General features: G+C 39.0%; 21 protein-coding genes, 1 tRNA gene and 1 pseudogene. 20 read left to right on the top strand and 3 right to left on the bottom strand.

What is annotated here, in order from left to right:
• Nucleotides 1-14 precede the first annotated feature (14 nt).
• The 11 genes from HT689_RS07155 to HT689_RS07105 all read left to right on the top strand — a co-directional run bounded on the left by HT689_RS07155 (nucleotide 15) and on the right by HT689_RS07105 (nucleotide 8824).
• Nucleotides 15-755: an RNA methyltransferase gene (locus HT689_RS07155; RefSeq protein ID WP_023936723.1), complete on the top strand. Its 741-nt coding sequence runs from the start codon at nucleotides 15-17 to the stop codon at nucleotides 753-755.
• 54 nt (nucleotides 756-809) lie between these two features.
• The gene (locus HT689_RS07150) at nucleotides 810-1493 is read left to right on the top strand and encodes a Bax inhibitor-1/YccA family protein (protein WP_054388447.1); all 684 of its coding nucleotides are present in this window, start codon (nucleotides 810-812) and stop codon (nucleotides 1491-1493) included.
• Nucleotides 1494-1604: 111 nt separating this feature from the next.
• Nucleotides 1605-2597, top strand: a complete 993-nt coding sequence (gene asnA / locus HT689_RS07145) for an aspartate--ammonia ligase (RefSeq protein ID WP_000747993.1) — start codon at nucleotides 1605-1607, stop codon at nucleotides 2595-2597.
• Nucleotides 2598-2661: 64 nt separating this feature from the next.
• The gene (gene rsmD, locus HT689_RS07140) at nucleotides 2662-3201 is read left to right on the top strand and encodes a 16S rRNA (guanine(966)-N(2))-methyltransferase RsmD (RefSeq protein ID WP_000706960.1); all 540 of its coding nucleotides are present in this window, start codon (nucleotides 2662-2664) and stop codon (nucleotides 3199-3201) included.
• Nucleotides 3191-3679, top strand: coding sequence for a pantetheine-phosphate adenylyltransferase (coaD, locus tag HT689_RS07135; protein WP_173280906.1), 489 nt, complete (start codon nucleotides 3191-3193; stop codon nucleotides 3677-3679). Before rsmD ends, coaD begins: the two co-directional genes overlap by 11 nt.
• Complete coding sequence (locus HT689_RS07130) at nucleotides 3663-4700, top strand: SepM family pheromone-processing serine protease (RefSeq protein WP_007284885.1); 1038 nt, start codon at nucleotides 3663-3665, stop codon at nucleotides 4698-4700. The genes coaD and HT689_RS07130 overlap by 17 nt, the downstream gene beginning before the upstream one ends.
• 57 nt (nucleotides 4701-4757) lie before the next feature.
• Entirely contained in the window at nucleotides 4758-4988 is a 231-nt protein-coding gene (locus HT689_RS07125; RefSeq protein ID WP_023933289.1) for a DUF1146 family protein, read from the top strand.
• A 23-nt stretch (nucleotides 4989-5011) separates the two neighbouring features.
• On the top strand, nucleotides 5012-6295 hold the full coding sequence (gene murA / locus HT689_RS07120) for a UDP-N-acetylglucosamine 1-carboxyvinyltransferase (protein ID WP_119919796.1): 1284 nt from the start codon (nucleotides 5012-5014) through the stop codon (nucleotides 6293-6295).
• On the top strand, nucleotides 6288-6476 hold the full coding sequence (locus tag HT689_RS07115) for a DNA-directed RNA polymerase subunit beta (protein WP_171035987.1): 189 nt from the start codon (nucleotides 6288-6290) through the stop codon (nucleotides 6474-6476). Before murA ends, HT689_RS07115 begins: the two co-directional genes overlap by 8 nt.
• Before the next feature lie 38 nt (nucleotides 6477-6514).
• The gene (locus HT689_RS07110; protein ID WP_173280904.1) at nucleotides 6515-7339 is read left to right on the top strand and encodes a DNA/RNA non-specific endonuclease; all 825 of its coding nucleotides are present in this window, start codon (nucleotides 6515-6517) and stop codon (nucleotides 7337-7339) included.
• Nucleotides 7340-7492: 153 nt separating this feature from the next.
• Nucleotides 7493-8824: a hemolysin family protein gene (locus HT689_RS07105; protein ID WP_173226042.1), complete on the top strand. Its 1332-nt coding sequence runs from the start codon at nucleotides 7493-7495 to the stop codon at nucleotides 8822-8824.
• A gap of 187 nt (nucleotides 8825-9011) precedes the next feature.
• On the opposite strand, the gene HT689_RS07100 is transcribed toward HT689_RS07105, so the two are convergent.
• A tRNA-Cys gene (locus tag HT689_RS07100) sits at nucleotides 9012-9082 on the bottom strand.
• A gap of 168 nt (nucleotides 9083-9250) precedes the next feature.
• On the opposite strand from HT689_RS07100, the gene HT689_RS07095 reads away from it, so the two are divergent.
• The 5 genes from HT689_RS07095 to HT689_RS07075 all read left to right on the top strand — a co-directional run bounded on the left by HT689_RS07095 (nucleotide 9251) and on the right by HT689_RS07075 (nucleotide 15741).
• Nucleotides 9251-11239, top strand: coding sequence for a peptide ABC transporter substrate-binding protein (locus tag HT689_RS07095; RefSeq protein WP_173280902.1), 1989 nt, complete (start codon nucleotides 9251-9253; stop codon nucleotides 11237-11239).
• Between the two features lie 66 nt (nucleotides 11240-11305).
• Nucleotides 11306-12802: an ABC transporter permease gene (locus tag HT689_RS07090; RefSeq protein ID WP_000759899.1), complete on the top strand. Its 1497-nt coding sequence runs from the start codon at nucleotides 11306-11308 to the stop codon at nucleotides 12800-12802.
• Complete coding sequence (oppC, locus tag HT689_RS07085; protein WP_000103703.1) at nucleotides 12802-13728, top strand: oligopeptide ABC transporter permease OppC; 927 nt, start codon at nucleotides 12802-12804, stop codon at nucleotides 13726-13728. The genes HT689_RS07090 and oppC overlap by 1 nt, the downstream gene beginning before the upstream one ends.
• Before the next feature lie 8 nt (nucleotides 13729-13736).
• Nucleotides 13737-14804, top strand: a complete 1068-nt coding sequence (locus HT689_RS07080) for an ABC transporter ATP-binding protein (protein ID WP_173226046.1) — start codon at nucleotides 13737-13739, stop codon at nucleotides 14802-14804.
• A gap of 10 nt (nucleotides 14805-14814) precedes the next feature.
• Nucleotides 14815-15741 carry an ATP-binding cassette domain-containing protein gene (locus HT689_RS07075; protein WP_042900321.1) on the top strand — a complete coding sequence of 309 codons (927 nt, stop codon included), beginning with the start codon at nucleotides 14815-14817 and terminating at the stop codon, nucleotides 15739-15741.
• A 383-nt stretch (nucleotides 15742-16124) separates the two neighbouring features.
• Here HT689_RS07075 and HT689_RS07070 read toward each other — a convergent pair whose 3' ends face one another.
• Complete coding sequence (locus HT689_RS07070; protein WP_173251421.1) at nucleotides 16125-17003, bottom strand: LysR family transcriptional regulator; 879 nt, start codon at nucleotides 17001-17003, stop codon at nucleotides 16125-16127.
• Nucleotides 17004-17130: 127 nt separating this feature from the next.
• Nucleotides 17131-17481, bottom strand: coding sequence for a helix-turn-helix transcriptional regulator (locus HT689_RS07065; protein WP_000208712.1), 351 nt, complete (start codon nucleotides 17479-17481; stop codon nucleotides 17131-17133).
• Between the two features lie 358 nt (nucleotides 17482-17839).
• Between HT689_RS07065 and HT689_RS07060 the strand changes: the two genes are divergently transcribed.
• The 4 genes and pseudogenes from HT689_RS07060 to HT689_RS07045 all read left to right on the top strand — a co-directional run.
• Nucleotides 17840-19465, top strand: coding sequence for a malolactic enzyme (locus HT689_RS07060; RefSeq protein WP_173226050.1), 1626 nt, complete (start codon nucleotides 17840-17842; stop codon nucleotides 19463-19465).
• 76 nt (nucleotides 19466-19541) lie between these two features.
• The gene (locus HT689_RS07055; protein ID WP_173226052.1) at nucleotides 19542-20489 is read left to right on the top strand and encodes an AEC family transporter; all 948 of its coding nucleotides are present in this window, start codon (nucleotides 19542-19544) and stop codon (nucleotides 20487-20489) included.
• 12 nt (nucleotides 20490-20501) lie between these two features.
• Nucleotides 20502-23036: a bifunctional lysylphosphatidylglycerol flippase/synthetase MprF gene (gene mprF / locus HT689_RS07050; protein ID WP_173226054.1), complete on the top strand. Its 2535-nt coding sequence runs from the start codon at nucleotides 20502-20504 to the stop codon at nucleotides 23034-23036.
• A 103-nt stretch (nucleotides 23037-23139) separates the two neighbouring features.
• A pseudogene (locus HT689_RS07045) lies at nucleotides 23140-23259 on the top strand (IS630 family transposase); the annotation flags it as partial.
• Nucleotides 23260-23711 lie beyond the last annotated feature (452 nt).

Below are 23711 nucleotides of genomic sequence, written 5' to 3'. Positions count from 1 at the left end.
GTTATAATATTTCTATGACTATTATAACCTCAAAAGCCAATTCTGTGGTAAAAAATGCTAAGAAATTACACCAAAAAAAATACCGCAAGTCTGCCTATTTGATTGAAGGCTGGCACTTGTTTGAAGAAGCTGTCCAAGCTGGAGTGACGATTGAGAAAATCTTTGCCCTAGAAAATTACCGAGATCAGTTAGATGATTTTCCGCAAACTGTCTGGGTGTCAGAGGATATTTTGCTAGATTTGGCGGATTCTCAGACTCCACAGGGAATCGTTGCGGTGGTTCAAAAAGAAGAAGTAGGACAAGCTGACTTTAGTCAGGGCAAGTTCTTGTTTTTGGAAGATGTGCAAGATCCTGGTAATGTAGGAACCATCATTCGAACTGCGGATGCAGCAGGCTTTACAGGAGTGATTGTTTCAGATAAATCGGCAGATATCTACAGTCTCAAGACCTTACGTTCCATGCAAGGCAGTCATTTTCATCTGCCTATTTACCGGATGACTAGCCAAGCGCTCCTTAAGGAAACCAAAGAGGCAGCTATCCCTGTGCTAGCTACAACCCTATCTAAAGATTCTGTTGATTACAGAGAACTGCCTCCTATAGAAAATTTTGTACTAGTCATGGGAAATGAGGGCCAAGGAATTAGTCCCCTTATGGCTGAAAGTGCAGACCAGTTGGTCCATATTAGCATGAAGGGGCAGGCGGAGAGTTTGAATGTTGCCATTGCAGCTGGTATTTTGATTTTCCATTTAAGCTAATTTTAACTTTTTTTGTTATAATCAAGGAAAGATGTTCATAGAAAAGGAGAAAAGATGAATCACACTATTATACATGACCGTGTAGGTCTCAATCAATTTTACGCTAAGGTATATGCCTTTGTTGGTCTGGGAATCGGACTATCTGCTTTGGTATCAGGCCTTATGTTGACGGTCTTTCAGTCTCAGTTGCTTTACTTGTTGATGCAGGGGCGTCTCTGGTTGACCATTGCAACCTTTGCAGAATTGGCCTTGGTTTTCGTTGCCAGTAGCATGGCTTCAAGAAATAGTCCAGCTGCTCTTCCAGTATTTTTACTTTACTCCGTTTTAAACGGCTTTACCCTTAGTTTTGTGGTAGCCTTCTATACTCCGGGTACAGTTTTATCTGCCTTTGTATCGAGCGCCCTTCTCTTCTTTGTCATGGCGGCAGTTGGTATCTTTACCAAGAAAGACTTGAGTGGGATTGGTCGAGCAATGATGGCAGCTCTCATTGGTTTACTGATTGCTATGGTAGTCAATATTTTCTTGGCTAGTGGCTTCTTTGATTATATGATTAGCGTAGCCATGGTTTTGGTTTTTTCAGGGTTGATTGCTTGGGATAACCAAAAGATTCGCCTCGCCTATGAACAATCACAAGGTCGTGTAGCGACAGGCTGGGTGGTGTCAATGGCTCTCAGCATCTATCTTGATTTTATCAATCTTTTCCTAAGTATTCTACGTATCTTTGGTCGCAATGACTAAAAGGTCTATGAAATCAGTGTTTTGAGTGACACTGATTTTTTTAAAATTTTCTCTTTTCTTTTCTTGGAAATAGGTGTATAATATGTTTATTAAATTTTTGAGGAGTTGTCTATGAAGAAAAGTTTTATCCATCAACAAGAAGAAATTTCCTTTGTCAAAAACACTTTTACCCAGTATTTGAAAGATAAGCTAGAAGTTGTCGAAGTTCAAGGTCCTATCTTGAGTAAGGTCGGTGACGGAATGCAGGACAACCTGTCTGGTGTGGAAAATCCAGTATCGGTCAAGGTTCTCCAAATCCCTGATGCTACTTATGAAGTGGTGCACTCACTTGCTAAATGGAAACGCCACACCTTGGCTCGTTTTGGCTTTGGTGAAGGAGAGGGTCTCTTTGTCCACATGAAAGCCCTTCGTCCAGATGAGGATTCCTTGGATGCAACCCACTCTGTTTATGTTGACCAGTGGGACTGGGAGAAGGTTATCCCAAATGGTAAGCGTAACATCGTTTATCTAAAAGAAACAGTTGAGAAGATTTATAAGGCTATTCGCCTGACTGAGCTAGCTGTTGAAGCTCGCTATGACATCGAGTCTATCTTGCCAAAACAAATCACCTTTATCCATACAGAAGAATTGGTAGAACGCTACCCAGACTTGACACCTAAAGAACGTGAAAATGCGATTTGTAAAGAATTTGGAGCCGTCTTTTTGATTGGTATCGGTGGCGAGTTGCCAGATGGTAAACCGCACGATGGACGTGCACCAGACTATGATGACTGGACAAGCGAGTCTGAGAATGGCTACAAGGGTCTAAATGGTGATATTCTTGTCTGGAATGAGTCTTTAGGTGGAGCCTTTGAGTTGTCTTCTATGGGAATTCGTGTAGATGAAGAAACTCTTAGACGTCAGGTGGAAATTACAGGTGATGAAGACCGCTTGGAATTGGAATGGCACAAGTCTTTGTTGAATGGCCTATTCCCATTGACAATCGGTGGAGGAATTGGACAATCTCGTATGGCCATGTTCCTACTTCGCAAGAGACACATCGGAGAAGTGCAAACAAGTGTTTGGCCTCAAGAAGTCCGCGATACTTACGAAAATATTTTGTAGAGAATCGAACCGCAAGGTTCGGTTTTCTTTCTCTTTTTGTCTATAATTTGGTATAATAAACAGTATGAAAATCGTATCAGGAATCTATGGGGGACGTCCCCTCAAGACACTAGAAGGCAAGACAACAAGACCTACTTCGGATAAGGTTAGGGGAGCCATTTTTAACATGATTGGTCCCTACTTTGAAGGGGGACGAGTCTTGGACCTTTATGCAGGTAGTGGTGGTTTATCTATCGAAGCAGTATCGCGTGGCATGTCCAGTGCTGTTTTGGTGGAGCGAGACCGTAAGGCTCAGACCATCGTGGCTGAAAATATCCAGATGACCAAGGAAGTTGGAAAATTTCAACTCCTCAAGATGGATGCAGAGAGGGCATTGGAACAGGTATCTGGGGAATTTGACCTCGTTTTCTTAGACCCTCCCTATGCCAAGGAACAAATCGTAGCAGATATTGAAAAAATGGCTGAGAGAGAGCTTTTTTCTGAAGATGTTATGGTTGTGTGCGAGACGGATAAGGCCGTTGAACTTCCAGAAGAGATTGCCTGTCTGGGTATCTGGAAGGAAAAGATTTATGGAATTAGTAAGGTGACAGTCTATGTCAGATAAGATTGGCTTATTCACAGGCTCATTTGATCCGATGACAAATGGGCATCTGGATATGATTGAACGGGCGAGCAGACTCTTTGATAAGCTCTATGTCGGTATTTTTTTTAATCCCCACAAACAAGGATTTCTTCCTATCGAAAATCGTAAACGGGGGTTAGAAAAGGCTTTGGAACATTTGGGGAATGTTGAAGTCGTGTTTTCTCATGATGAATTGGTTATTGATGTTGCAAAAAGACTGGGGGCTACTTGTCTAGTGCGTGGTTTGAGGAATGCAGCGGATTTGCAATATGAAGCCAGTTTTGATTACTACAACCATCAGCTGTCTCCTGATATAGAGACCATTTATTTACATAGCCGACCTGAACATCTCTATATCAGTTCATCAGGCGTTAGAGAGCTTTTGAAGTTTGGTCAGGATATTGCCTGCTATGTTCCCGAGAGTATTTTGGAGGAAATAAGAAATGAAAAAAAAGATTAGATGGCCCTTATACGTCATTGCGGCCTTGATTGTGACTTTCTTGGCATTTGTGGTGCCTTTGCCTTATTATATAGAGGTTCCAGGTGGTTCGGAAGATATTCGCCAAGTCCTTAAAGTAAATGACACAGAAGATAAGGAAGCTGGTGCCTATCAATTCGTTACGGTTGGTGTTCAACATGCCACTTTAGCTCATATGATTTATGCTTGGTTGACACCTTTTACAGATATTCGTAGTGCTCAGGAGACTACAGGTGGTTCTTCCGATGTTGAATTTATGCGAATCAATCAATTCTACATGCAAACATCGCAAAATATGGCCAAGTATCAAGGACTAAAAACAGCTGGTAAGGATATCGAACTCAAGTACTTTGGCGTTTATGTTTTGAATGTGACGGATAATTCAACCTTTAAAGGGATTCTCAATATCTCTGATACGGTCACAGCAGTCAATGATCAGACCTTTGATAGTTCCAAAGACTTGATTGATTACGTCAGTTCTCAAAAATTAGGGGACTCCGTCAAGGTCACCTATGAAGAGGATGGGCAAACCAAGTCTGCAGAAGGAAAGATTATCACCTTGGAAAATGGAAAAAATGGGATTGGAATCGGCTTGATTGATCGTACAGAGGTAATCAGCAATGTCCCAATTAGCTTTTCAACAGCTGGTATTGGCGGCCCAAGTGCTGGTCTCATGTTTAGTCTAGCTATCTATACTCAAATAGCTCACCCAGATCTTCGTAATGGTCGTATTGTTGCTGGTACAGGTACCATTGACCGCGATGGGAATGTGGGGGATATTGGAGGTATTGATAAAAAAGTTGTAGCTTCGGCTAGGGCAGGTGCCGCTATTTTCTTTGCCCCTGATAATCCTGTTAGCGAAGAAGAACAAAAAGCACACCCGGATGCAAAAAACAACTACCAAACAGCCCTAGAAGCATCCAAAACAATCAAGACAGATATGAAAATCGTGCCCGTTAAAACCCTACAAGATGCAATTGATTACTTGAAAAACAATCCCTAGTTTTTAAGTGAAGTTTCCAAACTAGCGCACAAACAGAGAAGATGGTATAATAGTCAAATGGTTCAATTATTATTCACTCTAAGCAGTCACATGCTCTTTATTTATGTGAGTTTTTACCTTTTAAAGGATCTTGTTAGATGGGAAAAGGTTTTAAAAGTGACAGCTGAGAATACAAGAAAAGTTCGTTTATTAGTAGGTTTTTTCAGCATTGTCATGGGCTATATCTTGAGTTCTTTCTTTATCAGCCTGTATCATTTGTGGCAAGAAGCGCTTAGAGGATTATTATAAAATCAAGAGTAAAGGAAACGAGTATGGACAAAATTGTTGTTCAAGGTGGCGATAATCGTCTGGTAGGAAGTGTAACCATCGAAGGAGCAAAGAATGCAGTCTTGCCCTTGTTGGCAGCGACTATTCTAGCAAGTGAAGGAAAGACAGTCTTACAGAATGTACCGATCTTGTCGGATGTCTTTATTATGAATCAGGTGGTTGGTGGTTTGAATGCCAAGGTTGACTTTGATGAGGAAGCCCATCTTGTTGAGGTGGATGCTACTGGCGACATCACTGAGGAAGCCCCTTACAAGTATGTCAGCAAGATGCGCGCCTCCATCGTTGTATTAGGGCCAATCCTTGCCCGTGTGGGTCATGCCAAGGTATCCATGCCAGGTGGTTGTACCATTGGTAGCCGTCCTATTGATCTTCATTTGAAAGGTCTGGAAGCTATGGGGGTTAAGATTAGTCAGACAGCTGGTTACATCGAAGCCAAGGCAGAACGCTTGCATGGCGCTCATATCTATATGGACTTTCCAAGTGTTGGTGCAACGCAGAACTTGATGATGGCAGCGACCCTAGCTGATGGGATGACAGTGATTGAAAATGCTGCGCGTGAGCCTGAGATTGTTGACCTAGCCATTCTCCTTAATGAAATGGGAGCTAAGGTTAAGGGTGCTGGTACAGAGACCATTACCATTACCGGTGTTGAGAAACTTCATGGTACGACTCACAATGTAGTCCAAGACCGTATCGAAGCAGGAACCTTTATGGTAGCTGCTGCCATGACTGGTGGTGATGTCTTGATTAAAGATGCTGTCTGGGAGCACAATCGTCCCTTGATTGCCAAGTTGCTTGAAATGGGAGTGGAAGTGACGGAGGAGACGGAAGGAATTCGCGTTCGCTCTCAACTAGAAAATCTAAAAGCTGTTCATGTGAAAACCTTGCCCCACCCAGGATTTCCAACAGATATGCAGGCTCAATTTACAGCCTTGATGACAGTTGCAAAAGGCGAATCAACCATGGTGGAGACAGTTTTTGAAAATCGTTTCCAACACCTAGAAGAGATGCGCCGCATGGGCTTGCATTCTGAGATTATCCGTGATACAGCTCGTATTGTTGGTGGACAGCCTTTGCAGGGAGCGGAAGTTCTTTCTACTGACCTTCGTGCCAGTGCAGCCTTGATTTTGACAGGTTTGGTAGCACAGGGAGAAACTGTAGTTGGTAAATTGGTTCACTTGGATAGAGGTTACTACCGTTTCCATGAGAAATTGGCGCAGCTAGGCGCTAAGATTCAGCGGATTGAGGCAAGTGATGAAGATGAATAAGAAATCAGGTTACGTAATCAAGCGTTTACTTTTAGTCATCCTGGTACTGATTTTAGGTGCTCTGGCTCTAGGAATCGGTCTAATGGTCGGTTATGGAATCTTGGGCAAGGGTCAAGATCCATGGGCTATCCTGTCTCCAGCAAAATGGCAGGAATTGATTCATAAATTTACAGGAAATTAGGCTGGGAGACCAGTCTTTTTCTAAAGATAAGGAGAAATATGAACAAAAAAACAAGACAGACACTAATCGGACTGCTAGTGTTATTGCTTTTGTCTACAGGGAGCTACTATATTAAGCAGACTGAACTAGGAAATCAGGCTGCTAAGACAAAAATGAGTCAGAAAAGTCAATCACCAGACGCGCCTGGTCAAGAATTGGCGGAAAGTGTCTTAACAGACGCAGTCAAAAGCCAAATAAAAGGGAGTCTGGAGTGGAACGGGGCTGGTGCTTTTATCGTCAATGGTAATAAAACAAACCTAAATGCCAAGGTTTCAAGTAAGCCCTACGCTGATAATAAGACAAAGACAGTGGGCAAGGAAACAGTGCCAACCGTAGCTAATGCCCTCTTGTCTAAGGCTACTCGCCAGTACAAGAATCGTGAAGAAACCGGGAATGGTTCGACTTCTTGGACTCCACCAGGTTGGCATCAGGTCAAGAATCTAAAGGGCTCTTATACCCATGCAGTCGATAGAGGTCACTTGTTAGGCTATGCCTTAATCGGTGGTTTGGATGGTTTTGATGCCTCGACAAGCAATCCTAAAAACATTGCTGTTCAGACAGCCTGGGCAAATCAGGCGCAGGCCGAGGATTCGACTGGTCAAAACTACTATGAAAGTAAGGTGCGTAAAGCCTTGGATAAAAACAAGCGTGTCCGTTACCGTGTAACCCTTTACTACGCTTCAAACGAGGATTTAGTTCCTTCAGCTTCACAGATTGAAGCCAAGTCTTCGGATGGAGAATTGGAATTCAATGTTCTAGTTCCCAATGTTCAAAAGGGACTTCAACTGGATTACCGAACTGGAGAAGTAACTGTAACTCAGTAAAATATGAAATAAACTCCTATGTCACTTATGGATGTAGGGGTTCTTTTTACTAGTTTAAGCAGTGCTAGAATAGGTACTAAGAAAAAAATAATATGTACTGGATTAAATTTTGTGATATAATAAAGGATAAGATACTATTTTAGGAGAAGAACTATGGAAGACCCAAGTAGTCAGAATTTGTTGCTACAATTTGTTTTATTGTTTATCTTGACGGTATTAAATGCCTTTTTCTCAGCCACAGAAATGGCCATGGTTTCTCTTAATCGTGCGCGGGTTGAACAAAAGGCAGAAGAAGGAGATAGACGCTATATCCGTCTGCTGAAGGTGCTAGAAAATCCTAACCACTTTTTATCAACCATTCAAGTAGGGATTACTCTGATTACGATCTTATCAGGGGCGAGTTTAGCTGATACTCTAGGACGTGTGATTGCCTCTTGGCTTGGGAATGGCGAAACAGCACAAGCTGTGGCAACTTTTCTATCCTTGGCATTTTTGACCTATATTTCCATCGTTTTTGGGGAATTGTATCCTAAGAGAATCGCTCTTAATCTAAAGGATGCCTTGGCGATTCGTACAGCGCCGGTTATCATTGGGCTTGGGAAACTAGTTAGTCCCTTTGTTTGGCTCTTAGCTGCTTCGACCAATTTCTTGAGCCATTTGACTCCTATGTCATTCGATGATGCGGATGAAAAGATGACCCGTGATGAAATTGCCTATATGCTGACAAATAGTGAAGAAACGTTGGATGCTGATGAGATTGAGATGCTACAAGGTGTCTTTTCGCTCGATGAACTGATGGCCAGAGAAGTCATGGTTCCTCGAACGGATGCCTTTATGGTGGATATTCAGGATGATAGTCAAACCATTATCCAAAGTATTTTAAAACAAAATTATTCTCGTATCCCGGTTTATGATGGGGATAAGGACAATGTGATTGGAATTATTCATACCAAGAGTCTTCTTAAGGCAGGATTTGTGGATGGTTTTGATAATATTGTATGGAAGAAAATTTTACAAGATCCACTTTTTGTTCCTGAAACTATTTTTGTGGATGACTTGCTAAAAGAGTTGCGCAATACCCAAAGACAAATGGCAATCTTGCTGGATGAATACGGTGGGATGGCTGGTTTGGTGACCTTGGAAGACCTCTTAGAGGAAATTGTTGGTGAAATTGATGATGAAACGGACAAAGCGGCAATAGATGTTCATCAGATTGGCGAGGATACCTACATTGTTCAGGGAACTATGACCCTCAATGATTTCAATAATTACTTTGATGTTGAACTGGAAAGTGATGACGTTGATACCATCGCTGGTTATTATTTGACAGGAGTTGGGACCATTCCAACGACTGAGAAACTCAGTTATGAATTAGTCAGCCAAAACAAACAGCTTATCTTAACCAATGATAAAGTGAAAAATGGACGTGTTACCAAGGTAAAAGTCCAGATTACAGAAGTCGAAATAGAAGAAGAAACAGAGTAAACTAGAGGCTTTTGTCACCAGGCGTGACGAAGCTTTTTTCAGTTGATTTCATGAGGGAATTATGTCATGGGAAGAACTTTGCCCCAAAATTTTTGTAAGTTATCCGTATTTATCCGAAGAAAAAAATAAAAAAGCCCTATTTTGCGGGCTTTTTATCTTGATAAATTCCGATAAATTCGGTATTGAAAGGCGGTAGACGGATTTGAACCGACGATCAAGCTTTTGCAGAGCCGTGCCTTACCACTTGGCTATACCGCCTTAACGTTTATTATTATACCTTGAAAATCATTCTCAGTCAATAGTTTTTTTAGATTTTTTGTATGAATAAGCCTAAATATTCTGAAAATTCGTTTATTTTTCTTGAAACATCTTAAAATCTATGGTATAATCGATAATAACCTATACTTTATTACGAGGAGTGAAGAAATGAAAAAAAGTCAAGTGCTTGCTGTAGCAGGAGCTACCTTATTAGCGTCAGGAGTTCTAGCTGCGTGTTCAAACACTAGTTCAAATAATGCTAAACTAGCAAAAGATTACCAATATGTTTATCAAACAGATCCAGAAACCTTGGATTATATCGTCAGCAATATCGATTCAACATCATTCGTCACAACAAATGCAGTAGATGGTTTGTTGGCTAATGATAAATATGGTAATTTAGTTCCTTCTATTGCTGAATCATGGACAGTTTCAAAAGATGGTTTGACTTATACCTATAAAATCCGTAAGGATGCTAAATGGGTGACAGCAAAGGGAGAAGAATACGCTCCTGTAACTGCTAAAGACTTCGTTACTGGTTTGAAACACGCCGTAGATGGAAAATCAAAAGGACTTTCAATCGTTAGCTCTTCTATTAAAGGATTAGAAGCCTATATCAAGGGTGAAACAAGCGACTTTTCAACCGTTGGAGTAAAAGCACTTGATGATCAAACACTAGAATATACTTTGAACCAGCCAGAAACTTTCTGGAATGACAAGACAACTAGTGGTGTTTTGATGCCGGTTAATGAAGAATTCTTAACTTCAAAAGGGGAAGGTTTTGGTGCCCCAACCGATGCTAACTCTATTCTTTATAACGGTCCATTTGTCTTGAAGGCTGTAACTCCTAAATCATCTATCGAGATGGCTAAAAATGACGCTTACTGGGATAAAGAAAATGTAAAAATTGAGAACGTTAAGTTCACTTTCTGGGATGGTAAGGATCAAGATGTAATTGCCAAAGGTTTTTCTGATGGTCAATATAGCAAAGCTCGTATCTTCCCTACAAGTTCTACATATGAAAAATATGCAGCTGACTTCAAAGATAACATTTACTTTAACGAACCAGGTGCTGGTGTTGCAACTGTCAGCTTGAATTATGGCCGTACAACGTATAACCACACTGCCAAAACAAGTGATGCCCAAAAGACATCTACTCAGAAAGCATTGCTAAACAAGGAATTCCGTCAAGCCTTGAACTTTGCGGTCGATCGCAATTCTTATTCAGCTCAAACAAATGGTACCGATGGAGCTGCAGTAGCCATCCGTAATACGTTTGCACCTTATAATCTTCAAGTTGGTAAGAAAACATTTGGTGAATTGGTACAAGATAGCTTGGCTAAGACAAATTCTTCTACTTGGTCAAACGTATCTCTAGCAGATTCTCAAAATGGACTTTACAATGAAGAAAAAGCGAAAGAAGTCTTTGCTAAAGCTAAATCAAGCCTACAAGCTGAAGGTGTTGAATTCCCAATCCACTTGGATGCCTTGGTTATCCAAGAATCAACAGCGGTTGTAAACCGTGTTCAATCATTGAAACAATCAATTGAAAAAGTATTGGGTTCAGATAATGTTGTTGTAGACTTGCAACAAATGACTCAAGCAGAAGCTTTACCAATTTCATTTAGTGCTCCAACAGCTAAAGAGCAAGATTGGGATATCCACACCTTGCTAGGATGGAACCCTGACTATCAAGATCCTTCTACTTTCTTGGATCAGTTTGTCATCAAGGGAGGAAACACTCGCCTTTACCTTGGTATTGACCAAAACACTGATGCATCAGTAGTAAGCAAACTTGCTTTAGCTGACTATGGAAAATTACTTGATGATGCAAACAGCGAAAACCAAGATGTTCAAAAACGTTATGAAAAATACGCGGTAGCACAAGCTTGGTTGACTGACAATGCTTTGACAATTCCAGTAATGGCTTCTCCTAAAGAAACAGCCGTTTCATATGTTTCAAAAGTTCTACCATTTAGCTCATCATATTCTGAATCTGGTCTTAAAGGTGAAAATTCAGGATACTTGAAGTACACTGAAGTTGGTGAAAAAGCAATCACCAAAGAAGAGTATGAAAAAGCTCGTGAAAAATGGTTGAAAGAAAAAGCTGAATCAAATGAGAAAGCTCAAAAAGAATTGGCAAGTCATGTGAAGTAAATAATTTCTAATAGAACTTTCTCTCCATGAGGAGAAGGTTCTTTTGGGATTTTTAAAGGAAATAATATGAAAAAATATATTTTTATGCGTGTTTTGCGGTCATTGGTTTCGATTTTCTTAGTAACGACTTTGACCTACACGATTATCTATACCTTGGTTCCTCGAAAATTGATTTTCAAGCAGGACCCTAACTATAATAAAATTGCGACAACGGCTGATAAACGTGATAACTATGAAAATACTGTGTTTGAGCGTATGGGCTACATTGAGTATTACGATACTAAGGAGTTGCAAGAAAAGGCAAGTAGCATGGATTCTTCTGTAACAGTAGAGGCAAATGCGACCAATAAAGCTATTTATGAAAAGTACATCAATCAATTAGGTCATGGTTGGACTTTGGGAGAATTTACTGAAAGTGGTCAATTTTATGCTACTCGTGAAATTCCAATTTTTGAACGTGTTTTTCACTTCTATGCTAACTTGATTGACATTGACCATACAAATAAAATTCAAGACCCTGAAAATCCAGACTTGAAACGCTACCTTCGTTTCGAAAATGATCCAGCTATCGGATGGTCATTGGTCGGTTCGGGTACTAAACATAAATATCTCTTGTACTTCAACAGTCAGTTCCCATTTGTGCATCAAAATTTTGTGAATATCAATTTAGGTGACTCTTATCCAACCTATGCTAATACACCAGTTCTTCAGGTTATTACTCAAGGTCAAGGACAAACCAAAACTGCCCAAGTTCAGTTCCCAACAGGTAAGAAAACGTCTTCTGTAAATATTTACTCAAGAACCTACAAGTCACCTAGCCAGGCTGATTCTCGTGAAGTAGCTAGCTATGGGAAAGATGATCCTTATACAGCGACTGAAAGTAATTACCAATATCCATCTATGATTGTCAGCTCTGCTATTGCTGGTTTGATTGGTTTGGTGATTTCTTATGCGATTGCCGTGCCACTTGGTTCAGCCATGGCTCGTTTCAAGAACACTTGGATCGATAGCTTCTCAACAGGGGCTTTGACCTTCTTGATGGCACTTCCAACAATCGCCCTTGTTTATATTGTTCGATTGATTGGTTCCTCAATTGGTTTACCAGATTCATTCCCTATCTTAGGGGCTGGAGATTGGCGTTCTTATGTTTTACCAGCAGTCATCCTTGGTTTGTTGGGTGCTCCTGGTACAGCCATTTGGATTCGTCGTTACATGATTGACTTGCAATCTCAAGACTTTGTTCGTTTCGCTCGTGCAAAAGGTTTGTCTGAAAAAGAAATTTCAAACAAACACATCTTTAAAAATGCCATGGTTCCGCTGGTTTCAGGAATTCCTGGTGCTGTTATCGGGGTTATCGGTGGTGCAACCCTTACTGAAACAGTCTTCGCCTTCCCAGGTATGGGTAAAATGTTGATTGACTCTGTAAAAGCATCTAATAACTCTATGGTCGTAGGTCTTGTCTTCATCTTTACATGTATTTCTATCTTCTCACTTCTTTTGGGAGATATTTGGATGACGATTATTGACCCACGTATTAAATTGACTGAGAAAGGAGGCAAATAATGTCTACAATCGATAAAGAAAAATTTCAGTTTGTAAAACGTGACGATTTTGCCTCTGAAACTATTGATGCGCCAGCATATTCTTACTGGAAGTCAGTGTTTAGACAATTTATGAAGAAAAAATCAACTGTAGTTATGTTGGGAATCTTGGTAGCTATCATTTTGATGAGTTTCATCTACCCAATGTTTTCTAAGTTTGATTTCAATGATGTCAGCAAGGTAAACGACTTTAGTGCTCGTTATATCAAGCCAAATGCTGAGCATTGGTTCGGTACAGACAGTAACGGTAAATCGCTCTTTGACGGTGTCTGGTTCGGAGCTCGTAACTCTATCCTCATTTCTGTGATTGCGACAGTGATTAACTTGGTTATCGGTGTTTTTGTCGGTGGTATTTGGGGAATTTCAAAATCAGTTGACCGCGTGATGATGGAAGTTTATAATGTCATCTCAAACATCCCATCTCTTTTGATTGTCATTGTCTTGACTTACTCAATCGGAGCTGGATTCTGGAATTTGATTTTTGCCATGAGTGTAACAACATGGATTGGAATTGCCTTCATGATCCGTGTGCAAATCTTGCGTTATCGTGATTTGGAATACAACTTGGCGTCACGTACTTTGGGAACACCAACCTTGAAGATTGTTGCCAAAAACATTATGCCACAATTGGTATCTGTTATTGTGACAACGATGACTCAAATGCTTCCAAGCTTTATCTCATACGAAGCCTTCTTGTCTTTCTTCGGTCTTGGATTGCCGATTACAGTGCCAAGTTTGGGTCGTTTGATTTCGGATTATTCACAAAACGTAACAACCAATGCTTACTTGTTCTGGATTCCATTGACAACCCTTGTTTTGGTATCCTTGTCCCTTTTCGTAGTTGGTCAAAACTTAGCGGATGCTAGTGATCCACGTACACATAGATAGGAGTAGAAATGACAAAAGAAAAAAATGTAATTTTGACTGCTCGCGATATTGTCGTGGAATTTGACGTTCGTGACAAAGTATTGACAGCCATTCGCGGCGTTTCTCTTGAACTAGTTGAAGGAGAAGTATTAGCCTTGGTAGGTGAGTCAGGATCAGGAAAATCTGTTTTGACAAAGACTTTCACAGGTATGCTTGAAGAAAATGGTCGCATTGCCCAAGGTAGCATTGACTACCGTGGTCAGGATTTGACAAATCTATCTTCTCACAAGGATTGGGAACAAATTCGTGGGGCTAAGATTGCGACTATCTTCCAGGACCCAATGACTAGTTTGGACCCAATTAAAACAATTGGTAGTCAGATTACAGAAGTTATTGTAAAACACCAAGGAAAAACAGCTAAAGAAGCAAAAGAATTGGCCATTGACTACATGAATAAGGTTGGGATTCCAGACGCAGATAGACGTTTTGATGAATACCCATTCCAATATTCTGGAGGAATGCGTCAACGTATCGTTATTGCGATTGCCCTTGCCTGCCGACCTGATGTCTTGATCTGTGATGAGCCAACGACTGCCTTGGATGTAACTATTCAAGCTCAGATTATTGATTTGCTAAAATCTTTACAAAACGAGTACCATTTCACAACAATCTTTATCACTCACGACCTTGGTGTGGTGGCAAGTATTGCGGATAAGGTAGCGGTTATGTATGCAGGAGAAATCGTTGAGTATGGAACTGTTGAGGAAGTCTTCTATGACCCTCGCCATCCATATACATGGAGTCTCTTGTCTAGCTTGCCTCAGCTTGCTGATGATAAAGGGGATCTTTACTCAATCCCAGGAACACCTCCGTCACTTTATACTGACCTGAAAGGGGATGCCTTTGCCTTGCGTTCTGACTATGCAATGCAGATTGACTTCGAACAAAAAGCTCCTCAATTCTCAGTATCAGAGACACATTGGGCTAAAACTTGGCTCCTTCATGAGGATGCTCCAAAAGTAGAAAAACCAGCTGTGATTGCAAATCTCCACGATAAGATCCGTGAAAAAATGGGATTTGCCCATCTGGAAGACTAGGAGGAAGGAAATGTCTGAAAAATTAGTAGAAATCAAAGATTTAGAAATTTCCTTCGGTGAAGGAAGTAAGAAGTTTGTCGCAGTTAAAAATGCTAACTTCTTTATCAACAAGGGAGAAACTTTCTCGCTTGTAGGTGAGTCAGGTAGTGGGAAAACAACTATTGGTCGTGCTATCATCGGTCTTAATGATACAAGTAATGGAGATATCATTTTTGAAGGTCAAAAGATTAATGGAAAGAAATCGCGTGAACAAGCTGCGGAATTGATTCGTCGTATCCAGATGATTTTCCAAGACCCTGCGGCAAGTTTGAATGAACGTGCGACTGTTGATTATATTATTTCTGAAGGTCTTTACAATCATCATCTGTTCAAGGATGAAGAAGAACGTAAAGAGAAAGTTAAAAATATTATCCGTGAAGTGGGTCTTCTTGCTGAGCACTTGACTCGTTACCCTCATGAATTCTCAGGCGGTCAACGTCAACGTATCGGTATTGCCCGTGCCTTGGTCATGCAACCAGACTTTGTTATTGCGGATGAGCCAATTTCAGCCTTGGACGTTTCTGTGCGTGCCCAAGTCTTGAACTTGCTCAAAAAATTCCAAAAAGAACTTGGTTTGACCTATCTCTTCATCGCCCATGACTTGTCGGTCGTTCGCTTTATTTCAGATCGTATCGCAGTTATTTACAAGGGTGTTATTGTAGAGGTTGCAGAAACAGAAGAATTGTTTAACAATCCAATTCACCCATATACTCAAGCCTTACTTTCAGCGGTACCAATTCCAGATCCAATCTTGGAACGCAAGAAGGTCTTGAAGGTTTACGATCCAAGTCAACACGACTATGAGACTGATAAGCCATCCATGGTAGAAATCCGTCCAGGTCACTATGTTTGGGCGAACCAAGCCGAATTGGCGCGTTACCAACAAGGACTAAACTAATAATGGTTTTATAATTTCCATGTCAACTTTTATGGAAATTATAAACCTTTTTTGTTGGACTGATTTGAAAAACTTTGAAAGCGTTCTGAAAGAATTTTCGAAAGAAATAGAATTCTTAGAAAATCATTGAATTATAGTGAGATGAAATAAAATCTGAACAACTTTATTAGGAAAGTCAAATTCATTTCTAGAAAAGTTTTAGAAGTCGCGGCGTATTACTCTAGTTTCAATCTACTATAGTCTAATACTCTTAGAAAATCTCTTCAAACCACGTCAGCTCTATCTGCGGCTAGATTCCTAGTTTGCTTTTTGATTTTCATTGAGTATAATATCTACAATGTAAAAAACTCTAGCTATCAGTTCATTGATAGTTAGAGTTTTTTCTATTCATATGATTTAAGGAGATTAAATAAGGCTTCTACTTCTGATGACGGTGTAGCTGATTTAAGGTAGGCGTAATAAACTGTAAAAGTTATCTTATCCTTCGGTATAAGCGGAATTTTTATTAAATCATCATCTTCATCAGAAAGTGCGATATCAGCCAGTAAACTAAGGCCAATCCCTTTCTTTAAAAGTTCTTTAAGGATGGCAATGTCATCAGTCTTAAAGAATATTTCTGCCTTGTTTTGATACTTTTGATTAAGCATTTCAAAAGCTTTCAGGTGAACAAAGTGTTCATCTAAGAGTATAAAGGATTGATCTGCTAATTCTTCAAAAGCGAGGGAAGGAGCAGTGGCAAAAGGATGGTTCTTAGATAAAACGACATACAGTTCTTTATGAAATAGCTCGTGTGTCTCTATTGAAGGATAGTTGAGAGGTTCAATCAAACCGAGTAGGCTTGCATTAAGGTCTCCCTTAAGGAGAAGGTTTAATAACTCTACGGAGCCACCGCGGATAGGGCGTATCTTTTTTAAAAAATCGAATTTATCTTTTTCGTTTAAGGCAGCAAAGAGATATTGAATGATAATAGGAGGGAATCCTACAGTAGAGTATTGTGCCAAGGAGCGATTAATTTCTTTGCGAGTAGAAATGACCTCAGGTAAAATCAGTTCTGTATGCTTTAGAAGGATTTGTCCTTGAGGAGTTAGCTTGAAGGAACGATGCGAGGGGTCATGGTAAATCAATTTGCAGTTAAAGGATTCCTCTAAGCGCTTGATAGCATAAGAAATAGATGGTTGGCTGACTTTATGTTGTTTTGCTACTTCCGTATAGGATTGAAGTTGGCAGAGGTCATAAAAATATTGTAGATCTTTTAAATTCATATGGGCTCACTTTCATTAGTTGGAGAAGGAAAATAAGTGGAAAACAGCAGATAAATAATTTTTATCCGTATCCTATAATTTGACTATACGAGTATTCACCAGTTAAAATGTAAGTGAGTCAGGGATCTCAAAGATTATCTAAGATACTCTCGAAAATGACCAACATCTTTTCTCGTTTATCAATAGGGAGCTGTTTAATCTTCATGTTGATTCTTTTGAGTGAAAGATTGTCACTCTTATCAGAGGTTGATTCAAGGCTATCAAAATTGAAAAATTCCTCTGGGGTCATTTCTAGTGCGTCAATCACTTTTTCAAGACTGTGAATGGTCAGATTCACATTTTGGTTTTCAAGTTGATTGATATACTTAAGCCCGAGTCCTGCTTGTTCCGAAAGTTCTTCCTGGCTCATTTTATTCTGTGTTCGAAAATATTTCACTTTTTGGGAAATATATTGTTGTAAATAGTTTTTAGTTGTCATATAAATAGAATACAAGTTTTATATGACAAAAAAACACCTTAAAAAATACAAAGTACTACATAACAAACTTATATGATATTTATTTTAATGAGGATTGTCAATTTGTATGATTGGTTTCTTTTACTCGAAACTTTTAGTAAAGAGAGATCATCGAGAGTTTGATGAGTTCAGAAATTTATAAAATATAACAACTTAAAGTATTATCAATAATAGTGTTTTAAGTATAAAAGAGCCTATTAGAAATTGTTTTCGTAGGCTCATTATAACATATGCGTATACAATTGTATTATTTAAACAACAACGTTTCATGAACAATTCGTTTCATGTGGTATAATATAAATAAAAAGGAGGTTGCACTATGACTGCACATGATATTTTAAACAATCCTTTCCTCAATAAAGGTACTGCCTTTACCTTAGAGGAGCGAAAGGAACTAGGCCTTATTGGTTTACTGCCACCGTATGTTCAAACGATTGAAGAACAAGCGGCGCAAACTTATGCACAAATGCAAACAAAAGCCAATGATCTGGAAAAACGTCTTTTCCTAATGGAAATTTTTAATACCAACAGGACTCTTTTTTATTACCTCTTTTCTCAACATTTGGAAGAATTCAATCCAATTGTATATGATCCAACCATTGCAGATACCATTGAAGGCTATAGTGATCTTTTTGTAGATCCCCAATATGCGGGATATCTTGATATCAATCATCCTGAAAATATTGAAGCCACTTTGAAAAACGCTGCCGGGGGTCGCGAGATTCGTCTCATTGTTGTAACAGATGCAGAAGGAATCCTTGGAATTGGCGACTGGGGAACAAATGGTGTCGATATTTCTGTTGGGAAATTGATGGTCTATACGGCTGCTGCTGGAATCGATCCTTCAATGGTCCTTCCTTTAGTCATTGATGCAGGGACTAACCGTGAAGAACTTCGTAACAATCCTAATTACTTAGGAAATCGTCACGAACGGGTCCGCGGAGATCGTTACTACGACTTCATTGACCAATTTGTTCAAACAGCAGAACGTCTCTTTCCTAAACTTTACCTTCACTGGGAAGATTTTGGTCGCTTGAATGCTGCCAATATTCTTGAAAAATACCGGAAACAAATTCCGACCTTTAATGATGATATTCAAGGTACGGGAATCGTTACCTTGGGTGGTATCTTTGGTTCGCTGGATATTAGTGGTGAAAAATTAACAGATCAAGTTTATCTCTGCTATGGTGGTGGTACTGCGGGTGCAGGAATTGCCTCTCGTGTTCTTCGTGAAATGGTAAGTGAAGGTCTTTCTGAAGAAGAAGCCTATAAACGTTTCTTTATGGTTGATAAACAAGGTCTTCTCTTTGATGACATGGATGACTTGACACCAGAGCAAAAACCATTTGCTAAGAAACGTGCTGACTTTAGTAACGCAGATAAGTTGACTGACCTGCTTGAAGTAGTGAAGACTGTGAAGCCAACCATTCTTGTAGGAACTTCAACTCAGCCTAATACCTTCACTAAAGAAATAGTAGAAGCTATGTGTGAAAACACAGAACGTCCAATGATCTTCCCTTTGTCAAACCCAACTAAATTGGCAGAAGCTAGTGCCAAAGATTTGATTGAATGGTCAGATGGCAAAGCTTTTGTCGCAACAGGAATTCCTGCTGATACGGTTTCTTATAAAGGTGTAGACTATGTGATTGGTCAAGCAAATAATGCCCTGATTTACCCAGGTCTTGGTCTAGGTATGCTGGCTTCTGAAGCAAGTCTTTTGACTGATGAAATGATTGGAGCAGCGGCGCATTCATTGAGTGGTATTGTCAATCCAGACCAACCAGGAGCTCCTGTCTTGCCACCATTCAAGTATGTAGCAGATGTTTCTATTAAAGTAGCAGAAGCAGTCGCTAAAAAAGCACAAGAGCAAGGTCTTGCACGCGCTAAGGAAACAGATATGGCCAAAGCAGTTCGTGATTTGAAGTGGTATCCAGAGTATAAATAATTCATTTCTGCTGCTATCCTTCTATAGTGGCAGATTTGTATGGCCTGTGGACTTAAGTAATTTAGAAAGGACACCTATGTCACTCTTTTTAACCTCGATTACGAGTATCATTCCGATTATTGCTATTATTGTTTTGGGGTATATTCTTCAGGTGAGGGGATGGTTTGGAGATAGTTTTGGATCCAATCTATCTCGTTTGATCATGAATGTAGCCTTGCCAGCGTCAATCTTTGTGTCGGTGATGAAATACCTAACGCTAGATAAACTAATCAGTCTTTCTGGAGGACTCTTTTATACTTTTGTAGCATTTAAATTGGGCTATATCGTAGCTTATATTGCGGTTAGGCTTTTCAAGGTTCGTCCAGGACGGCGAGGAACCATGATTAATACCTTTGTGAATGCCAATACTATTTTTATCGGTTTACCATTAAACGTTGCTCTTTTTGGTAATCAGGCTCTTCCATATTTCTTGATTTACTATATCACTAACACGATTTCTACCTGGACATTAGGCGTGTATGTGATAACGAGCGATAGTAAATCGGGTCAAAGTAAGAAGAAAACTAAATTTGACTGGAAGAAATTGCTTCCAGCTCCGCTTGTAGGTTTTCTTGTCGCTCTACTATTTTTGATTCTCCGAATCTCCATTCCAGATTTCGCAACAAATACCTTAACTTATGTTGGAAATATCGTCACTCCCTTATCTCTGATTTATATTGGTATCGTTCTTGCAAAGGCAGGCTTGAATACTATTACTTTTGATAAAGATACAATTGTCACTTTAGTTGGACGCTTTATCCTAGCTCCTCTGATTATGTTTCTTGTATTGAAGTTCTCTGCACCAGATATGGCGACAGTAGAATTTAAGACCTTTATGATTCAGTCCGCTACACCAGCTCTAGCTGTTCTCCCAATCCTTGCTAATCAGGGAAAAGGAGATGTGGAATTCTCTACGAACGTGGTGACTCTAAGTACGGTTCTATTTATCGTTGTTATTCCAATATTACAAACTTTATTAGGATAAGAGGAAGAGCTTGTGAGAACAATTTTGAATTGCGTGAAAAAATGGCAGACACTCATCAAGATTACCTTATTTTTATCTATTGTTAGTCTCGTTATTGTAGAGATAATCAGACTTTTTAAGACAATTTCGGTTGATAAGATTGGAGCAATCTTGGGGGAACTCTCTCCAATAAAAGTCATTAGTTTAGCTTTGCTCGGTTCTATGGCTGTTGCGCCAATGATGCTCTATGATAGAATCCTAAATAAAGAACTTAATCAGAAACAAAAATTATCTTACTTACTAGAAACAAGTTGGACTATAAATAGCTTGAATAATATGATTGGCTTTGCCGGTTTGGTGGATGTTGGTTTACGCTATTCTTTCTATGGAGATGAAGAACGCTCTGAAAAAAGTATGCAAGGAATTTCTCGTGTCATCCCTTATTTTATGAGTGGTTTCTCACTGTTTGCACTGATAAGTTTAATTTTCACAATTATATTTCCTATTTCAATGGGGATTAAACAATATTGGCCAGCTCTTTTGGGAGCTTGTCTCTATCTTCCAATTATTTTATTTGTTTCAAATAGAAAAAAATGGGTCTATTTTGGTCAATTGAGTGGAAGGACAATTTTATCATTAGTGTTAACTTCTGCCCTTGATTGGGCTAGTGTATTAAGTTTTTTCCTTTTGGTTGGGTATGTTTTAGGCTACAATTTACCAATTTATGATGTAATCCCCCTCTTTATGATTGCTATTACAATTGGCATTATATCGATGATTCCTGGTAGCCTAGGTAGTTTCGATTTAATTATGGTATCTGGTTTAGTTGGCCTTGGTATTGATAAAGATCAGGCGCTAAGTTGGTTACTAGTATTTCGTTTATTCTATTATATTCTTCCTTTCTGTTTAGGGGTTGTTTTATTCTTAAAAAATATGGGTGGTCGACTTAATGAGAAATATTTGGGAATTCCTCAAAAGGTTATTGGATCACTATCCACTATAGTATTGGTTTGGGGGTTGAGACTTTTTGCTTTCTTCCTCGTGGTGTCAGCTATAGTTCCTCAAGAATTAGGACATCTTCCTTTGTTTAAAGAACTTTCACCTAGCACTGGACAGTTTGTTTTTCAACTTCCTAGTATCATTCTCGGCGTACACTTCTTCCTTCTTGCAAGACTAGTTAAACGACGTTTAAAATTTACATTACCATTCGCTACTGTACTAGGTCTAGTAAGCCTTGTTTATTTGAATATTGGTAGTCTTTCATTCGCAAGTAGTTTTTTTCTAATCATTATTTTGTCTATCATATGGTGGATTAGAAATACATTTGTTCGTAGTCATTATATTTATGCTTGGGAAGATTGTTGTAAGGATATATCGTATATTGGTGGAAGTTTCTTCTTGGCCCTTGTTTTGTTAGGACATTTGAACCCTCATCATGTATTTGAAGTTAAACATCTTCCTCATTTGATTACACACTGGATTCATCTTTTTGGCTCGTCTCTGATATTGGTGATTTCGTATGTTTTGGTACTCCGTGAGAGCAGTCAAACCAAAGAGAATTTTGGAGAAGTTTTCGATAAGCAACGTTATCAAGACTTTATTGCAACAATACCAAATATAAATTTAGATGCTACCCTGGCTTATTTAGATGACAAATACCTTTATTGGTACCAAGAGGATGGTCAAGACAAGGTTGTTTTCCAATTTGCAATTGAAAATAATAAATGTGTCGTTATGTCGGATCCACTGGCACAGTCAGGATACTTAGAAAAAGGCTTATCTAAGTTTTTAGAGGCTGCGGAGTACATAAATGTCTCTGTTATTTTCTACGAAATTAATCAAGAAACCACCCTATTACTTCATGAATATGGGTACGACTTTATGAAATTTGGGGAGACTGCTCAGGTATTACTGGATAGGTTTACAACCGAAGGAAAACAAGGAAAGAAATTTAGAACAGTTGTTAATCGATTAGAAAGCAAGGGGTATCAATTCCAAGTATTACAACCACCTTTTGATAAGAAGTTGCTTAACACCCTTACAGAAATATCGGATAATTGGCTAGATGGTCGCCAAGAAAAAGGGTTTTCACTTGGATTTTTTGATGAGAAGTACATTCAATTAGCACCAATAGCCCTTGTAAGGGATAAGGAAGATAAGGTTCAGGCTTTTGTTACCTTTTTAGCTTGTAATGGTCCTGAAGAAGCTAGCATCGATTTGATGCGCTACCACTTAAGGACAGCACCCAATGGTATTATGGATTATCTCTTTGTGAAATTATTACTTCATTTTAAAGAAGAAGGAGTTCGTTTATTTGAATTAGGCATGGCGCCGTTGTCAAATGTAGGAACTGAGAAACATAGCTTTCTACAAGAAAAAGTAGCCTATCTCATCTATGCCTTCACTAATCGATTCTATTCATTTAGTGGTCTTAGACAGTATAAACAAAAGTTTAATCCTATTTGGACACCTAGATATGTTGCCTATCCTCGGGATACTTGGCTTATTTTGGATATGTTAGCAATCTACAGAGTTGATAATCGAAAAGTAAAGAGATTGTCGTATTGACTATTGGTTTTAAACAGTATAAAATAACTGTCGATTTTTTGTCCGACTGCCAAGAGTCAGTTTAATACTATACTAAAATCAAAACGCATTATATAATAGTGATATAAAATCAACCAAAGAAGAAATACAAGCCATCAAAACACTTTTAAAAGACTCTAATACAGCTAAATATCATAAAAGTCTTCAAATCGTTCTATTTTGTCTAATGGGCAAATCTTTGAAATTATCCTAAAAGAATTGAAAGAATCATGAAAGAATTGAAAGAATCATGAAAGAATTGAAAGAATTATGAAAGAATTTTCGAAAAATTTTAAAATATTCTGAAATATTCTTGACAGCTGATAAAAAAGGTGGTAAGATAGGAAACATCAAAAAAGAAAGCAGAAAAGAAATGAATAAGAAACAAGCTGTAACGATGAATCAAAACTTTTACTTTAGCTACTTTAGATAGTGTTTGTAGACATGTCACCATGGATGCAAACAGTTCAAGCAATTTGTTTGTATCTATGTGGCTAAGATTTTTGATTGTGGTCCATATAGATGAATATCTAAATGGACTAGCTAAGTTGTAACTTGTTAGATTATTTCAAGCATCCGTTTAGGTATTATCTAGGCGGTTTTTTGTTTTATACTCTTCGAAAATCTCTTCAAACCACGTCAACGTCGCCTTGCCGT

Source organism: Streptococcus sp. 2342 (genome assembly GCF_013276795.1).
GTDB lineage: Bacteria > Bacillota > Bacilli > Lactobacillales > Streptococcaceae > Streptococcus.
Note: the sequence above shows the minus strand (reverse complement) of the source record. Positions and strands in the feature narration are given on the sequence as shown.

Excerpts from the sequence above, each read along its gene's own strand:
- coaD (WP_173280906.1), top strand. The coding sequence starts at position 3,191 with ATGTCAGATAAGATTGGCTTATTCACAGGCTCATTTGATCCGATGACA.
- HT689_RS07155 (WP_023936723.1), top strand. The coding sequence starts at position 15 with ATGACTATTATAACCTCAAAAGCCAATTCTGTGGTAAAAAATGCTAAG.
- HT689_RS07075 (WP_042900321.1), top strand. The coding sequence starts at position 14,815 with ATGTCTGAAAAATTAGTAGAAATCAAAGATTTAGAAATTTCCTTCGGT.
- HT689_RS07105 (WP_173226042.1), top strand. The coding sequence starts at position 7,493 with ATGGAAGACCCAAGTAGTCAGAATTTGTTGCTACAATTTGTTTTATTG.
- HT689_RS07115 (WP_171035987.1), top strand. The coding sequence starts at position 6,288 with ATGAATAAGAAATCAGGTTACGTAATCAAGCGTTTACTTTTAGTCATC.
- HT689_RS07130 (WP_007284885.1), top strand. The coding sequence starts at position 3,663 with ATGAAAAAAAAGATTAGATGGCCCTTATACGTCATTGCGGCCTTGATT.
- asnA (WP_000747993.1), top strand. The coding sequence starts at position 1,605 with ATGAAGAAAAGTTTTATCCATCAACAAGAAGAAATTTCCTTTGTCAAA.
- HT689_RS07080 (WP_173226046.1), top strand. The coding sequence starts at position 13,737 with ATGACAAAAGAAAAAAATGTAATTTTGACTGCTCGCGATATTGTCGTG.
- HT689_RS07055 (WP_173226052.1), top strand. The coding sequence starts at position 19,542 with ATGTCACTCTTTTTAACCTCGATTACGAGTATCATTCCGATTATTGCT.
- HT689_RS07090 (WP_000759899.1), top strand. The coding sequence starts at position 11,306 with ATGAAAAAATATATTTTTATGCGTGTTTTGCGGTCATTGGTTTCGATT.
- HT689_RS07065 (WP_000208712.1), bottom strand. The coding sequence starts at position 17,481 with ATGACAACTAAAAACTATTTACAACAATATATTTCCCAAAAAGTGAAA.
- HT689_RS07070 (WP_173251421.1), bottom strand. The coding sequence starts at position 17,003 with ATGAATTTAAAAGATCTACAATATTTTTATGACCTCTGCCAACTTCAA.
- HT689_RS07060 (WP_173226050.1), top strand. The coding sequence starts at position 17,840 with ATGACTGCACATGATATTTTAAACAATCCTTTCCTCAATAAAGGTACT.
- HT689_RS07150 (WP_054388447.1), top strand. The coding sequence starts at position 810 with ATGAATCACACTATTATACATGACCGTGTAGGTCTCAATCAATTTTAC.
- HT689_RS07110 (WP_173280904.1), top strand. The coding sequence starts at position 6,515 with ATGAACAAAAAAACAAGACAGACACTAATCGGACTGCTAGTGTTATTG.
- oppC (WP_000103703.1), top strand. The coding sequence starts at position 12,802 with ATGTCTACAATCGATAAAGAAAAATTTCAGTTTGTAAAACGTGACGAT.
- HT689_RS07095 (WP_173280902.1), top strand. The coding sequence starts at position 9,251 with ATGAAAAAAAGTCAAGTGCTTGCTGTAGCAGGAGCTACCTTATTAGCG.
- HT689_RS07125 (WP_023933289.1), top strand. The coding sequence starts at position 4,758 with ATGGTTCAATTATTATTCACTCTAAGCAGTCACATGCTCTTTATTTAT.
- murA (WP_119919796.1), top strand. The coding sequence starts at position 5,012 with ATGGACAAAATTGTTGTTCAAGGTGGCGATAATCGTCTGGTAGGAAGT.
- rsmD (WP_000706960.1), top strand. The coding sequence starts at position 2,662 with ATGAAAATCGTATCAGGAATCTATGGGGGACGTCCCCTCAAGACACTA.